The organism is Streptomyces sp. NPDC026515 (assembly GCF_055567595.1).
In genome coordinates, this window is sequence record NZ_JBVHQD010000021.1 from 111,878 (window position 1) to 126,077 (window position 14,200).

Genomic DNA, 14,200 nt, shown 5'->3' on the forward strand with positions numbered 1-14,200 from the left:
GAATCGCAGGGCCGGGTCTCCGGCCTGTGGACATCTCGTCGGCCATCGCAGGACTCGCCGGTATCAGGACCGCTGCCAGGCTGATTTTTCAGCGGTCCATCGGTCCGCGGTGTCCGGTTCCTCCCTCATCGTCGGGGCTTCGCCGCCGGGGCGCGGGCCGCGGACGCTCTGCGGGACGAGGGTTTCACCGGATCGCCGACCATGATCGGTGACGAGTCGGGTGAGCCCTACGACGGGCCTCCCCTGTCCAAGCAGGTACTGGCCGGGGGCGGGGTCCGGGAGCACCACGCTGCCTCGCCGTGCGGATCGTTCCCCGGCGGGCCGCGTACAGCGACCTCACCGTCGCCGGCACCGTCATCCCCCAGGGCTCGCGGATCACGCTCATGCCGGCCTCGGGCAGCCGCGGGCCGGAGCGCTTCCATGATCCGAACCGCTTCGGCCCGGACCGGCGGAACAACCAGCACCGCGTTCGGCAGCGGCATCCACCTGTGCTCCGGCGGCCCGCGGGGAACCCAGATCGCACTGACCGGGCTGGTACGCCGACTCGACCGGCTCCGGTCAGGCGGGCTGCAGGACGAAGTCGTACTCGGCCTGCAGGTAGGGGACGTCGAGGGTGCTTCCGTCGGGGGCGGTGCCTGCCGTCCGTCGGCCGAAGGGGGTGATCAACGCGTCCTTGGTGCCGAAGACGACGTCGGAGTCCAGGTACTCGCTGCCCTCCTGGAACAGATGCGTGGTCAGCTTCCGGTAGCCCGGTTCGTCGATGAGGAAGTGGACGTGTGCGGGCCGGAAGTGGCTGATGTCCGTCCTGCGCATCAGGTCGCCGACGGGGCCGTCCATGGGGATGGCGTAGCCGCGCGGCGCGATGGTGCGGATGCAGTACGTGCCGTCCTGCCTGGTCCGGTACTTGGCCCGCAGACGGGCCTCGTCGATGTCGGGGAGTTGCGACTCGTAGGCGCCGTCGGCGTCGGCCTGCCAGACGTCCAGCACCACACCCGGGAGGGGCTTGCCCTCGATGTCGGTCACCTTGCCGGTGAAGAACAGCGGGGTGCCCTCGATGCCGTCCGACATGTCGAAGCCGTAGGGCGCGGCCGGCGAGCCGTCGACGTGGAAGGGCCCGAGCACGGTGGCCGGGGTCGCCTGCGGCGCGAACCTGTTGTTCAACTGCACGACAAGGGTGCTCAGTCCGAGCACGTCGGAGGTGAGGATCAACTCCTGGCGCTTGTCGTCGCAGGCCTGGCCGGCCGAGGTCAGCCACTCGACGGCGGCCATCCACTCGTCCTCGGTGAGCCGCACCTCACGCGAGAAGGCGTGGAGGTGACGGACCAACGCGGTCATGAGCTCGCCCAGCCGCGGGGAGTGCGCGGTGGCCCAGCGCTGGACGGCCAGCTCGGTGATGTTGTCCTCGTCGACGAACACGGTTGCGGCTCCTTGGTCTGCGGTGAGGTGAACGGGGTGCGGCTGTCGCGGGTCAGTCCTCGCGTCGCCCCTTCGCGAGGGGTTCCGCGGTGTAGGGGGCCGGTGGCACGGGGGTGTTGTTGAGGTCGACGGACAGGAAGACGTCCTGGGCGACCGGGCGGCGCAGTTCTTCGGCGAGCTGGCCGATCAGTCCGGCGGTGCGGGCCAGCAGCGCGAAGCCGCGCAGCAGCGGCAGCGGGAGGCCGAGGTCCGCGAGGGCGGCGCCGCAGACTCCCGCTCCGTTGAGGGGAAGCGTTCTGTTCAGCACGGCCGGGTGGACCCGGCCGATGGCTTCGAACAGGTGCAGATGCGGCCCGAAGACGTCCTCTTCCCGTGCGATGCTCATCAGCCGAGGCGTACGGGGGTCGCCCTCCTTGTGTACGTGATGCCCGAGCCCGGGGACGAACTTCCCGGCCGCGCGCCGCTCCCGGACCGTGCGCAGGGCGAGCTCGTCCCAGGCCGCCTCGTCGGTGGGCAGCGCACCGTCCAGGGAATCCAGTACGTCGTGCAGGAAGCGGCCCGTGTCCTCGGTGACACCGAGGAACCGGGAGCCGCCTCCGAGCAGGCCGGCGGCCAGGGCGCCCTGCACGGAGTCCGGCGCGGAGAGATAGGTCAGGCGGGTGACGATGGCCGTCGGGGTGAAGCCGTGGTCGGCCAGTGCGGCGAGCACGGCCTCGAAGACGCGCGTCTCGCCGGTGGTGGGCCTGCGCTGGGTTGCGAGCCAGAAGGCGAGTTCTCCGAAACCGACCGTGCCCATGATGTCCTCGGCCAGGTCGTGCCCGAGCAGGGTGATGGTCTTCAGGTCGGAGGCGCCCAGCGCGGTGGGATAGGCGGGGCGGGGTGTCGGCTCAGCCACGGTCGGCCTCCTCGGATGCGCTCAGCCACTTGCGCAGCTCCTGCCCGTGTTCGTCGAGTTCGGGCGGCGGCAGCCGGTAGGTGGCGGGGGTGTCGGAGAACCGGATGGGATGCCGGGTGGTGGGCACCGCGCGGTCGCCCTCCCCCACGGTGACGACCGGGTCGAGTCCGAAACGCTCGGCCATGGCGAACCCGCCGTCGATGGTGTTGATCGGTCCGCTCGGTACGCCGGCCTCGACCAGCGCCTCGAACCATTCGGTGGCGCCGCGCGTCACCAGCCGCTCCACCAGCACCGGGCGGAGTTCCTCGCGGTGGGCGGTGCGGTCGGCGTTGCGCGCGAACCGCGGGTCGTCGGCCACCTCCGGTATGCCGAGCACCTCGCACAGCTTGCGGAACTGGCCGTCGTTGGCGGCGGTCACGATGAGGTCGTTGTCGGCGGTGGGCAACGGCTCGTAGGGGAACACGCTGGGGTGGGCGTTGCCCATCCGGTACGGCACGGTGCCGCCGGCGGCGTAGGCCGAGCTGTGGTTGACCAGTCCGGTCAGAGCCGAGGACAGCAGGTTCACCTCGACGAGCTGGCCCGTCCCCGTGGCGTCCCGGTGCCGCAGTGCGGCGAGGATGCCGATCGCGGCGTGATTGCCGGCCATCACGTCGAACACGGATATCCCGGCCCGGTAGGGCGGTCCGTCCGGGTCGCCCGTGAGGCTCATGAGGCCCGAGATGGCCTGCACCATGAGGTCGTAGCCGGGGACGTGACGGCCGGGCCCGGTACCGAAGCCGGTGATCGACGCGTAGATCAGCCCGGGGTTGTCCCGCCGTAGCGACTCGAAGTCCAGTCCGTACTTGGCCATGCCGCCGGGCTTGAGGTTCTCGATCAGGACGTCCGCCCGGCGGGCCAGTTTCCGGGCGACCTCGGCGTCGTCCTCGTCACGCAGGTCGAGGGCGATCGACCGCTTCCCCCGGTTGACGCCGAGATAGTAGGTCGAGACCTCGCCGCGGGTGGGGGGCATCCAGGTCCGGGTGTCGTCGCCGTGGGGTCCCTCGACCTTGACCACGTCCGCTCCCAGGTCGGCGAGCAGCATCGTGGCGTAGGGCCCGGCAAGGATCCGCGAGAAGTCCGCGACCAGCACCCCGGCCAGCGGTGCCTGGGTGCCCTGCGAAGCGGCTATGGCGTTGTACGACATCACTCTCGCCTCCTCGTCCGCACAGCGGACGATCGTCCGGAGAGTGATTCTGTGTCCGGTGCCGCCGACGCGTCAAGACGTCAGCTCACGCCCGCCGGGCGGACGGCATGCGGTGCGGACTCCAGCCGGGCGAAGTCCACACTGATCTCGCCGGCGGCCTGCAGGAGAAGCGGCAGGTAGTCGTGGAGGAGCACGTCCACGGAGGTCTCGGCGGCGTGCGCGTTGACGTTGACGCTCGCGACGACCCGGCCCGAGCCGTCCCGCAGCGGCGCGGCCACCGAACGGATGCCCCGGGCCAGCTGTTCGTCGGTCATCGCCCACCCACGCGCGCGCACCTCACGCAGCTCCGCCTCCCATTCGGCCCGGTCCGGGTGCCATACCGAGGTCAGGCCGGAGCGGCTGGGCTCGGCGAGGATGCGGGCCACGTCGTCGGGCGGCACCGCGGCCAGCAGGACCTTTCCCAGCGAGGTGGGCAGGGCGGGGAAGCGGGTGCCGATCTGTACGGCGAGGGTGACGATCTTGGGAACGGAGACCCTGGCGACGTAGACGATGTCGGAGCCGTCGAGCTGGGCGATCGAGCAGGACTCGTTCGTCCGCTCGACCAGCCACTCCAGGTGCGGGCGGGCCACGTCCCACAGGCCCATCGAACGGACGTAGGCGACCCCGAGGTCCAGAACGCGCGGGGTCAGGGCGAACCCGCCGCCCTGCGGGCGCACGTATCCCAGCTCGACCAGGGTGAGCAGGATCCGGCGCGCGGTGGGCCTGGCCAGTCCTGTCGCGGTCGCCATGTCGGTCAGCGACATCACCGGCTGCCGGGGCTGGAACGCGGTGATGACCTCCAGCCCCCGGGCCAGCGCCTCGATGAAATCGGGCCCGGTTCCTTCACGCGGCATGACGGCTCCTCTGCATGTCGTCGACATCGCACTGCTGGTGTCCGCCTCGCGGACAGCTCACCGAAGCCACTCTACGCAGCAGAACGGACCTCGGTGCCGTCACTGCGGAGCCATCTGCCGCCACACGACCGCAGAGCGGACACCTGGTGGAGGATCTGGGTGAATTTCGGAATGCGCTCAGTATTGACAGTCACCAGCAGCCTGATGACCATCAATCAGCAACCTATCGGCCGCGATACGGACACTCGTCCGAAACAGAGCGGGAGATCCAGTGATGAGCGAGTCCACCCCATTCCAGGCGGGACGCCCCGTCGTCTTCCGCGGCGGCACGGTACTGCCCATGGCTCCCGCGCGGCAGGTGCTCACCGACACCGACGTGCTCGTGGCCGGCGACCGGATCACCGCGGTCGGTCCGCGCCTCGCCGTCCCGGAGGGCACGGTGGAGATCGACGCGTCCGGCGGCATCGTGATGCCCGGCATGATCGACACGCACCGGCACATGTGGCAGACGGCGATGCGCGGTTACGGCGCCGACTGGACCCTGACCCAGTACTTCGTCTGGTACTACCTCGAACATGGCAAGGCCTTCCGCCCCGAGGACGTGCACGCCGGCAACCTCCTCGCCGCCGTAGAAGCCCTGGACGCCGGGGTGACCACGGTCGTCGACTGGTCGCACGGGCTGCAGACGGTCGACCACGCGGACGCCGCGGTGGACGCGCTGGAGGCGGTGCCCGGCCGGTTCGTCCTCGCCTACGGGAACATCCAGCAGGCGCCGGCGGAATGGACCGCGGCACCGGAGTTCCGGGACTTCGTCCGCCGTCGCATCACCGGCGACGACATGCTGGGCTTCCAGCTCGCCTTCGACGTCACCGGCGATCCCGCGTTCCCCGAGAAGCCCGCCTTCGAAGTCGCGCGCGACCTGGGCGTCGCCGTCACCACCCATGCCGGCGTGTGGGGCGCCACCAACGACGACGGCATCCGGCTGATGCACGCGCACGGTTTCATGGGCCCCGAGACGGTCTACGTGCATGCCTCCACCCTGTCGGCCGACTCCTACCACCGCATCGCGGCGACCGGCGGCTCCATCTCGGTCTCCACGGAGAGCGAGCAGAGCGCCGGCCAGGGCTATCCGACCACCTGGGCGGTCCGCTCCCACGACATCCCGGTCTCCCTGTCGATGGACACCAGCGTCTGGTGGAGCGGGGACCTGTTCTCCGCCATGCGCACCACACTGGGCGCCGACCGCGCCCGCGAGCACCTCGCCGCCCACGCCAGGGAGGAGACCGTCACCCACTGCGCCCTGCGCGCCGACCACGTGGTGGAGTGGGCAACTCTCGGCGGTGCCCGGGCACTTGGCCGCGAGCACGACCTGGGCAGCATCGCGGTGGGCAAGAAGGCCGACCTGGTCCTGCTGAAGAACGACCACTCACCGGTCTCGTTCCCGATGCTCAATCCCTACGGTCATGTGGCGTTCCAGGCCCAGCGCGGCGACGTGCACACCGTGGTCGTCGACGGCCGGGTGGTCAAGTACGAGCACCGGCTGCTCGGCGTCGACCTGAGCGCGGTACGGCGCACGGTCGAGCAGACGGTGGACCACCTGCGGTCGGCCATAGGCGAGGAGGCCTGGGTGACCGGCATGAACCCCGACATCCCCGAGACCAAGGTCCTCGACAACCCCTACACGTACACCGACTACCGCAGCACCTCGACGCACGGCCGTTGAGCGACCGGAGGGCGTACGGCGAGGGTCCTGCCTCATCGGCGTCGAATCTGAACGCCGCCAGGGCGTCCCGGAGCGCGTAGGCTCGAGCACCTGCCTCGACGTTCCAAGTCGCCCCGCCCTCTGGTCGCCGACGGGCGCGTCCACATGTGGACGATGCGCCACAGCCACCAAGCGGACGCCGCCGGCCGGTCCGTGGACTGCCGCCAGACCCTGACCCTGTCCCCGCAGCCGGCCGGCACCGGAGGCCCGCTCCGCATTGTCTTTGCCTCCGGTCCCGGCCGATACGTCCCCGGCGGCGCCCCCTTCGGCTCCGGGGACGTGGGCTTCGCCCGGGGTGCGGATCTCAACCTCCACGAGCAGGGCGCCGACCGGGTACTGCTCGACGTGGCGCCGGCCGACGGGTGGCAGCCGGAGGAACGACGACCGGTGGAGGCCGACGGCTGGTCCCTGCTGGAACGGGCGGCCGCCGCGCGAGCCGCCGACGACACCGGCCCGGCGGGCCCGTAGGCGTGCCAGGCCCTCACCGATGGGCAGGTTGTCGCCGCGGGTGACCGCGCGCCGGGCAGGCCGCTACGGCTGTCGACGTGCGCCGGCCCATCCGTGCGGCCGGCGCACGTACGGCGTCCAGTGGTTCGTGCGCCGGTACGACGGCGTTGCCCAGGGCCGGTTCGGCGGCTCGGGCGGCCGGGATCGGGTCACCGGTCGGGATCATCTCCAGCCCACGCTTGCGGCCGGCGTGTGGCGGCAGGTGCCGCGAGCCGCCGGACGGGGGCGGACAGCCGAGGGAGAAATCGGGCTCGGCGAAGTCGCCTGCTCGGCGCCGATCGCCGGCGGGGCCGTCTCGGCGATCTCGCAACCACCACCGTGGGCGAGGCCGTTGACCGCGACGATCACCGGCTTGGGGAACTCCTCGATCCGCCGGGTCGGATCAGGGCCAGCCCTCACCCTCGACCGTACGAGCCCGATGGTCTCCGGCCGCCGTCCGTCCCGCTCAGACGGGCAGCCGGGGCACGCTGTCGATCAGCCGCCGGGTGTAAGGGTGCTCCGGTGCGCCCAGCACCCGCTCGGTGGTTCCTTGTTCGACCAGCCGGCCACGCTCCAGCACCGCCGTGCGCTCGCACAGTGAGGCGACGACCGACAGGTCGTGGCTGACCATGACGAGGGTGAGATCGCTTTCCTGCTTCAGCTCGGCGAGCAGGTCCACGACCTTCACCCGGGTCGTGAGGTCGAGCGCGCTCACCGGTTCGTCGGCGAGCAGCACCCGCGGGTCGCAGACGATGGCGCGGGCGATGGCGATGCGCTGACGCTGTCCGCCGGAGAACTCGTGCGGGTAACGGTCGGCCGCGTCGGCGGGCAGACCGACCCGTTCCAGCGCGGCGGCCACCTTGGGCGCGGCGGTCGTACGGCTGTCCAGGCCGAGGGAGCGCAGCGGTTCGGCGACGACGGCGGCCACCCGGCGGCGCGGGTCCAGTGAGGAGTACGGGTCCTGGAAGACGCACTGGACACCCCGCCGGAACCGGCGCAGCTGTCGCCGGTCGCGCGGCGCGAGAGGCTCGCCGTCGAAGCGGACCGTACCGCTCGTGGGGCGGGCGAGGCCCAGCAGGAGGCGCAGCAGGGTGGTCTTTCCGGCGCCGGACTCGCCGACCAGCGCGAGCGACTGTCCCGGTTCGACGGCCAGGGACACGCCCTGCACGGTGTCGGCGGCGGCGCCCCGGTAGCGGACGGCGACGTCGTCGAGTTCGAGTACGGGCCTCATCGGGCGCTCCTCAGGTCCAGGGCGGCCTCCAGCTTGCGGGCACCGGCCACGAGTGTCCGGGTGTACTCGGCGACGGGCGCGCCGATGACGTCCAGGACGGGGCCCTCCTCGACGGCCCGGCCGTCCTTGAGGACGAGGGCGCGGTCGGCGATCTTGGCGACGACGGCGAGGTCGTGGCTGACGAACAGCAGGGCCATCCCCCGCTCACGCACGAGGGTGTCCAGCAGGTCGAGCATCTCGGCCTGCACCGACACGTCGAGAGCGGTGGTGGGCTCGTCGGCGATGAGCAGCTCCGGCTCGCACGCGAGGGCCATGGCGAGGGCGACGCGCTGGCGCTGGCCGCCGGAGATCTCGTGCGGGAAGGCGCGGGCGATCCGCTCGGGTTCGGGCAGCCGGACCCGGTCCAGGGCCTCCCCCACGGCGGCCCGCAGCTGCCTGCCCCTGAGGCCGGTACGGCGGCCGAGGGGTCCGGCGATCTGGCGGCCCACCCGCATCAGCGGATCGAGGGCGGTGAGCGGTTCCTGGAAGACGACGGCCGCCCGGCGTCCGCGTACGGCCGTGAGCTGCTTCTCGGTGGCGCCGACGACCTGGGTGCCGGCCAGCCTCACGCTGCCGTCCGCGCGCATCCCGTCGGGCAGCAGGCCCAGCAGCGCGAGGGTGGTCAGGGACTTGCCGGAGCCGGACTCGCCGATCAGGCCGAGGCGTTCGCCCGCGGCCAGCCGGAAGGACAGGTCGTCGACCAGGGTGCGTCCGTCGGCGGTGCGTACGGTCAGACCGTCTACGTCGAGGAGGGTCATGACCGCCTCTGTCGGGTCGCCGGGTCGAGGGTGTCGCGCAGCCCGTCGGCGATCAGGTTGACGCCGACGACGAGCAGGACCAGCAGGATGCCGGGGGCGAGCGCGCCGGCCGGGGCGGTCGTGAAGGTGGCCTGGGCTTCCTGGAGCATGCGGCCCCAGGAGGCGTTGGGCGGCGGCGCGCCGAGGCCGAGGTAGGACAGCCCGGCCTCGGCCAGCACGGCGAGGCCGAACTGGAGGGCGAGGTTGACCACGAGGGTGGGCCAGATGTTGGGCAGGACGTGCCCGGTGACGGTGCGCGGCCAGGAGGTGCCCGAGGTGCGGGCGGCCGTGATGTAGTCCTGCGTGAGGACCCGTTTGACCAGGATCCGTACCAGGCGGGCGACGACCGCGCTCTGGGCCAGGCCGATGGCGAGGACGGCGGAGCCGAGGGTCGCCGAGCGGGCGGCGACGACGAGCATCGCGAGGAGCAGCGTCGGGAAGGCGATCAGGATGTCGAGGAACGCGGCGAGGGTGTCGTCGAGCCACCCCTGGGCGAACGCGGCGAGCACCCCGAGGGTGACGCCGATCAGCGCGGCGATCAGCACGGACCCGAGTCCGGCCTCGACGGCGATCCGGGAGCCCGTCATCAGCTGGGTGAACAGGTCCCGGCCCAGCTTGTCGGTACCGAGCAGGTGCCCGCCGCCGGGACCGGCGAGCCGCCCGCCGGAGGTGTCGTCGGTGGCGTACGGCAGCCAGACCAGCGAGACCAGGGCGAGCAGCGCGATCAGTGCGGTGAGGGTGCACCCGGCGAGCAGGGTCACCGAGCGGCGGCGGCCGCGGGCGGGTGCGGTGACCGGGGCCTTGTCCAGGACGTCCGTCGTGGTCATCGGGCTCCTCCCGACAGCCGGCCGCGCAGTCGCGGGTCGATGATCCGCTGGACGAGGTCGGCGACGAACCCGATGAGCAGGACGGCGAGGGTGGAGACGAACAGGACGCCCTGGATCACCGGGTAGTCGTGCTGGGCGATGCCGGTGGCGAGCAGGGAGCCGAGTCCGGGCAGAGCGTAGACGGACTCCACGACGACGGCGCCGAGCAGGGTCGAGGCGAGTTCGATGCCGAGAACGGAGATCACCGGCACGGATGCGTTGCGCAGCCCGTGCCGCCACATGGCGGCCGGGAAGGACGCGCCGAGGGCACGGGCGGTGCGCAGGTGGTCGCTGCCGAGGACGTCGAGGGTGGCCGAGCGGACGTAGCGGATCAGTGAGGAGCTCATCACCAGGGCGATGGTGACCACCGGCAGGACGAGTGAGCGGACGGCGTCGGCGGGCGCCGCCCAGCCGTCCTGCGGGAAGCCTCCCGACGGCAGCCAGCCCGCGTTCAGTGCGAAGACCGCGATGAGGATCATGCCGAGCCAGAACACCGGGACCGCCATGCCCAGCTGGGAGATCCCGCTGAGCAGGGCGCCGTACCAGGTGTGCCGCTTGTGGGCGGCGACGAAGCCGACGGGTACGGCGACGAGGACGGCCAGCGCGAACGCGGCCAGGGTGAGCGGGACGGTGACGTTCAGGCGGGCGGTCACCTCGGGACCGACCGGCAGCGAGCTGACGAAGGAGGTGCCGAGGTCGCCGCTCGCCAGCTGCCCGAGCCAGTGGGTGAACTGCGCGGGCAGCGGCCGGTCGGAGCCGATGGAGTGGCGGGCCGCGGCGATCTGCTCCGGGCTGGCGCCCACCGAGGTGAGCGCGTTGGCGGGGTCGCCGGGCAGCAGGCGCAGCAGTACGAACAGGACCACGCTCGCCAGCACCAGCGACACCGCCAGGAAGGCGAGGCGTCTGAGGAGGTAGCGCCCCATCAGTCCTTCTTCTTGATGTCGAAGGCGTAGAACTGCGAGTTCAGTCCGTTGAGCGGGTAGCCGGACAGCCTCGTGTTCGCGACCACGATCTGCGGGTAGAGGTAGAGCCAGTCGCTGGCCGCGTCCTCGGCGGTCTGCCGGTTGACCTTCTTCAGCAGTTCGGTCTGCTGCGCGGTCGTGGTGGCCTCCTCGGCCTGGGCGACCCACTGGGTGACCTGCTTGTTGTCGTAGCCCCAGTAGAAGTCGGGGTTGCCGTACCAGACCAGGTCACGGTCGTTGACGTGCTCCTGGAGTGTCGCCGTGAAGTCGTGGTTCTTGTAGACCTTGGTGTACCACTCGTCGGGCGTGATCGTGTTGATCTTGACGGTGATGCCGACCTTGGCCAGCTGCGCCTTGATGAAGGTCGCGGCCGTGGGGTGCGGGTCGTAGTTGGGGGTGTCGAGGGTGAAGGAGAAGCCCTTGGCGTAACCGGCCTCGGCGAGCAGCTTCTTGGCCTTGGTGACGTCGTAGGCGTTGACCTTGGTGAGGTCCTCGTACCAGGGGTCGGTGGGCGGCACCATCGAGCCGATGAGCTTGCCGTAGCCGCCCCAGACCGACTCCAGGAGCTTCTTGTCGTCGATGGCGGCGGAGACGGCCTGGCGCACCTTGACATCGGTGAACGGCTTGGCCTTGTCGTTGAAGGCCAGCAGCAGCTTGGTGGTGGAGTTGCCGTCGTTGACCTTGTAGTTCTGGTTGCTCTTGAACTGGTCCAGGGCGTCCGGCGACTGCTCACTGGTGACCACGTCGACGGCGTTGGTCAGCAGGGCGTTGTTGAGGGCGGTGGCGTCCTTGAAGTAGTGGAAGACGACCTGCTTGTTGGCCGCCGCGCCGCCCCAGTAGCCGGCGAACCGGTTCAGGCTCAGCGCCGAGCCGCGCGTCCACTTGCCCAGCTTGTACGGGCCGGTGCCGTCCTCGCTGGTCTTGAGGTCCTTCGCCTGGGAGTTGATGATCCAGACGTAGGAGAGGTTGTAGACGAAGGAGATCGACCGCTGGGACAGCGTGACCTTGACGGTGTGCGCGTCGGGGGTGGCGATGTCCTTGACGACCTCGAGGTTGCTCTTGCGGGCGGACTGCGAGTCGTCCGCGAGGACCTTCTCCAGGCTGTACTTGACGTCCGCGCTGGTGAGTTCCTTCCCGCTGTGGAACTTCACGCCGCTGCGCAGGGTGAAGGTGTAGGTGAGGCCGTCGGCGCTGGCCTTGTAGTCCTTCGCGAGGAGCTTGTCGACCTTGCCGTCGTCGGTGAGGCGGAAGAGTCCTTCGTACACGTTGCCGTTGAGCGCCTCGGTGACGCCCTGGCCGCCGCCCGCGGTGTTGTCGAGGTTCTGCGGCTCGTACAGGGAGCCGATGTTGACGGTGGCGTTCTTGTCCCAGGTGCCACCGGAGGCGCTGGTCGCGGAACCGCCGCAGGCGGTGAGGACGAGCGCGAGGCCGGCGGTGGTCGCGGCGGCGTACAGGGCGGGCTTGTTCAGTCTCATGGCGTGCGTGCGCTTTCGTGCTGCGGTACGGGGAGGGGGCGTCGGGCGATCAGTGCTGTGCGGGGAAGCCCTCGCGGAAGACGGGACGCTTCTCACCGGCCTCTACGGGCAGGTGGAAACGGTTCTGCCGAGGCGGCATCGGACAGTTGTACTGATCGGAGAAGCCGCAGGGCGGCACGAAGGCCCGGTTGAAGTCGAGGACGACCCGGCCGTCGTCGGCGGTGCGCTCGACGAACAGGAAGCGGCCGGCGCCGTAGGTGGTGTCCCCGTTGGTGGGGTCGCCGAAGACGAGCAGCAGGGTGCCGTCGTCGTCGAAGGCGCTGAGGGTGTACGCGCGGCCGTCCACGGTGAGCGTGATGTCGCCGGGGACGACGAGGTCGCGGCTGCCACCGTTGTCGCGGATGTGCTCGAAGGCGATCCGGCGGGCGCCCGCGACGGGCGTGTAGGCGGCCTCCAGGACCCAGGCGGGGTCGTACGGGAAGGTGTCGACGCCCTCGAAGTGGCGGATCGCGGGTGCCTCCGCGTCCCAGAAGCGCAGGCCGTGCTCGGGCTCGCCGGTGACGAGATCGCTGCGGCTCAGCGTGGTGACCGTCACAGTGGCGGGCTGTCCGGCACGGGCCGCGTCGGCGTCGGCCTGCTCGCCGGCCGGGAGCCAGCGGGTCTCGACGAGGGCGAGATTGCCGGTCGGCGAGGTGAGCGCGCGCCGGCGCCCGGCACACCAGGCGTCCCAGTCCTCCTGCGGATCGACGGGAGCCGGGGAGGCGGAGGAGTCGGACACGGCGGTACTCATTCGGCTAGCAGGGCTGGATCACCACGGAACGTCATCACGTGGCCAAAGCAAGTACTTTATCCGCCATAAGATCGCCTAATGTCAAACACTCGTCTCGCCCACTGAGACGGCCGACGGACGAGGTCGACGGTCCCCCGTGGCGCCCGCGCGGTATCCCCGGACCACCGCATATCGTGACGTGATCCCCGTCAGGCCCGTGCCGCGGCGCCAGAACACGTCACCGCTCCTCGACGCCCTCCCGGACTGTCCGCCCTGCCACCTCCCTGCGCGCACCGGCGAGCTCCGCGGCGACACGGCGCTCCCGGTCGCCGTCCGTCACAGCGGTCGCGGGCACGGCGCGTGGACGAGCAGGCACTCGCGGCGGAGGTGCGTCGGCGGACGGGCCGCGTCGACGCTGTGTCCGCGCCGGGCGCCGACACGCCGCTGGCGCTCGTACTCGTACTCGGGAATCGACGCCATGTGTGCGGTGAGCCGCTCCCACGCTTCGTCCGCCCGCGCCTCGGCCTCGCGCATGCCGCGCAGGGCGGCGTTGTTGCGCTCGCGGCGCAGGGTGGTGGCGACGGAGTCCGCGACCAGAAACCGGTCCATGGGTTCCACGGCGGCCCCGGTGGACCCGGGGCGGGCGGCCTCGCGGTCGGCGCGTTACTCGGCGCGCCGGCGGCCCGCAGCGTCCGTTGGTCCAGCAGCATGAGTACGGTCTTCAGGAGCAGGCCGGGCACCGGAAACAGCAGGTGGACGACCATCTCGTGGAAGGTGGGGTCCTCGATCGGCATGAAGTAGCAGCGCAAGGTGGTCAGCGACCCGTAGACCGTCCCGACAACCCGGCCGTGGCGGGTGTCCCCCGTTGCCGTAGTGGCCGAGTTCGTGGCCCAGCAGGGCCACCCGCTGCTGCGGCGTGAGGGTCTCCCACAGGGGCAGACCCAGCGTCGCCCGCCGACGCCCGCGCAGACCGTAGGCCGTGACGCTCGCGTCGACCTGCTCGTCGACCACGATCGCGTCCACACCACGGGTGCCTGTCACCCGAGCGACCTCGTCGATCGGCGTGTACAACTCGGGTGCGTCGGCGCGGTACAACACCGTCCGCGTCAGAGGCAACCGCGCCAGGCGCGGTCTGAGGGCCACCGCCGGCGCCGAGGCCGCCCTGAACCCGTGCACGGCGAGTGCGGCCGCACAGGCGAGGAGCGAGGAGGCGTCACGCCGCGCGCGCAGGATCCGCCCGTCCTTCACCTCGCACCTCGGCGAGCAGCCTCCCACCATGCCGTCGGGCCAGGGCGCGCCGGACCCTTCCCGCGCATCCCGGCCCCGCGCTGCGGGCATGCTCGAGCCGGCTGCTGTGAAGCGGTGCGCATGTGCACGCCCCCCTTTTCCCCCGACCCCTCCCCAAAGGCCACTGACCAGGACAGGC

The 14,200-nt window shown here is 71.1% G+C and carries 14 protein-coding genes; 3 read left to right on the forward strand and 11 right to left on the reverse strand.

Annotation, left to right across the window (positions count from 1 at the left end; genetic code table 11):
- The first annotated feature begins 299 nt into the window (after window positions 1-299).
- Window positions 300-662 carry a cytochrome P450 gene (locus ACZ4O3_RS35115; RefSeq protein WP_467726219.1) on the forward strand — a complete coding sequence of 121 codons (363 nt, stop codon included), beginning with the start codon at window positions 300-302 and terminating at the stop codon, window positions 660-662.
- Here ACZ4O3_RS35115 and ACZ4O3_RS35120 read toward each other — a convergent pair.
- The 4 genes from ACZ4O3_RS35120 to ACZ4O3_RS35135 all read right to left on the reverse strand — a co-directional run bounded on the left by ACZ4O3_RS35120 (window position 559) and on the right by ACZ4O3_RS35135 (window position 4,387).
- A complete protein-coding gene (locus ACZ4O3_RS35120) occupies window positions 559-1,416 on the reverse strand; it encodes a dioxygenase family protein (protein ID WP_362723694.1) in 858 nt (285 codons plus the stop codon). The genes ACZ4O3_RS35115 and ACZ4O3_RS35120 overlap by 104 nt on opposite strands.
- 52 nt (window positions 1,417-1,468) lie before the next feature.
- Window positions 1,469-2,311, reverse strand: coding sequence for a citryl-CoA lyase (locus ACZ4O3_RS35125; protein WP_467726220.1), 843 nt, complete (start codon window positions 2,309-2,311; stop codon window positions 1,469-1,471).
- Entirely contained in the window at window positions 2,304-3,494 is a 1,191-nt protein-coding gene (locus tag ACZ4O3_RS35130) for a CaiB/BaiF CoA transferase family protein (protein WP_467726222.1), read from the reverse strand. Before ACZ4O3_RS35130 ends, ACZ4O3_RS35125 begins: the two co-directional genes overlap by 8 nt.
- A gap of 80 nt (window positions 3,495-3,574) precedes the next feature.
- The gene (locus ACZ4O3_RS35135; RefSeq protein ID WP_467726223.1) at window positions 3,575-4,387 is read right to left on the reverse strand and encodes an IclR family transcriptional regulator domain-containing protein; all 813 of its coding nucleotides are present in this window, start codon (window positions 4,385-4,387) and stop codon (window positions 3,575-3,577) included.
- Between the two features lie 274 nt (window positions 4,388-4,661).
- On the opposite strand from ACZ4O3_RS35135, the gene ACZ4O3_RS35140 reads away from it, so the two are divergent.
- Window positions 4,662-6,110 (forward strand): amidohydrolase family protein, encoded by a 1,449-nt coding sequence (locus ACZ4O3_RS35140; protein ID WP_362723706.1) that lies wholly within the window; start codon window positions 4,662-4,664, stop codon window positions 6,108-6,110.
- A gap of 153 nt (window positions 6,111-6,263) precedes the next feature.
- Entirely contained in the window at window positions 6,264-6,617 is a 354-nt protein-coding gene (locus ACZ4O3_RS35145; RefSeq protein ID WP_467726225.1) for a hypothetical protein, read from the forward strand.
- Window positions 6,618-7,101: 484 nt separating this feature from the next.
- Here the strand turns inward: ACZ4O3_RS35145 and ACZ4O3_RS35150 are convergent, their stop codons facing one another.
- The 7 genes from ACZ4O3_RS35150 to ACZ4O3_RS35180 form a co-directional block, all read right to left on the reverse strand.
- Window positions 7,102-7,866 carry an ABC transporter ATP-binding protein gene (locus tag ACZ4O3_RS35150; protein ID WP_467726227.1) on the reverse strand — a complete coding sequence of 255 codons (765 nt, stop codon included), beginning with the start codon at window positions 7,864-7,866 and terminating at the stop codon, window positions 7,102-7,104.
- Window positions 7,863-8,663 carry an ATP-binding cassette domain-containing protein gene (locus tag ACZ4O3_RS35155; protein WP_467726228.1) on the reverse strand — a complete coding sequence of 267 codons (801 nt, stop codon included), beginning with the start codon at window positions 8,661-8,663 and terminating at the stop codon, window positions 7,863-7,865. Before ACZ4O3_RS35155 ends, ACZ4O3_RS35150 begins: the two co-directional genes overlap by 4 nt.
- The gene (locus ACZ4O3_RS35160; RefSeq protein ID WP_362725014.1) at window positions 8,660-9,529 is read right to left on the reverse strand and encodes an ABC transporter permease; all 870 of its coding nucleotides are present in this window, start codon (window positions 9,527-9,529) and stop codon (window positions 8,660-8,662) included. The genes ACZ4O3_RS35155 and ACZ4O3_RS35160 overlap by 4 nt, the downstream gene beginning before the upstream one ends.
- The gene (locus tag ACZ4O3_RS35165) at window positions 9,526-10,491 is read right to left on the reverse strand and encodes an ABC transporter permease (protein ID WP_362725017.1); all 966 of its coding nucleotides are present in this window, start codon (window positions 10,489-10,491) and stop codon (window positions 9,526-9,528) included. Before ACZ4O3_RS35165 ends, ACZ4O3_RS35160 begins: the two co-directional genes overlap by 4 nt.
- The gene (locus ACZ4O3_RS35170; protein ID WP_362725020.1) at window positions 10,491-12,005 is read right to left on the reverse strand and encodes an ABC transporter substrate-binding protein; all 1,515 of its coding nucleotides are present in this window, start codon (window positions 12,003-12,005) and stop codon (window positions 10,491-10,493) included. The genes ACZ4O3_RS35165 and ACZ4O3_RS35170 overlap by 1 nt, the downstream gene beginning before the upstream one ends.
- 49 nt (window positions 12,006-12,054) lie before the next feature.
- The gene (locus tag ACZ4O3_RS35175; RefSeq protein WP_362725023.1) at window positions 12,055-12,795 is read right to left on the reverse strand and encodes a DUF1684 domain-containing protein; all 741 of its coding nucleotides are present in this window, start codon (window positions 12,793-12,795) and stop codon (window positions 12,055-12,057) included.
- Between the two features lie 315 nt (window positions 12,796-13,110).
- Window positions 13,111-13,383, reverse strand: a complete 273-nt coding sequence (locus ACZ4O3_RS35180) for a hypothetical protein (protein WP_467726230.1) — start codon at window positions 13,381-13,383, stop codon at window positions 13,111-13,113.
- Window positions 13,384-14,200 lie beyond the last annotated feature (817 nt).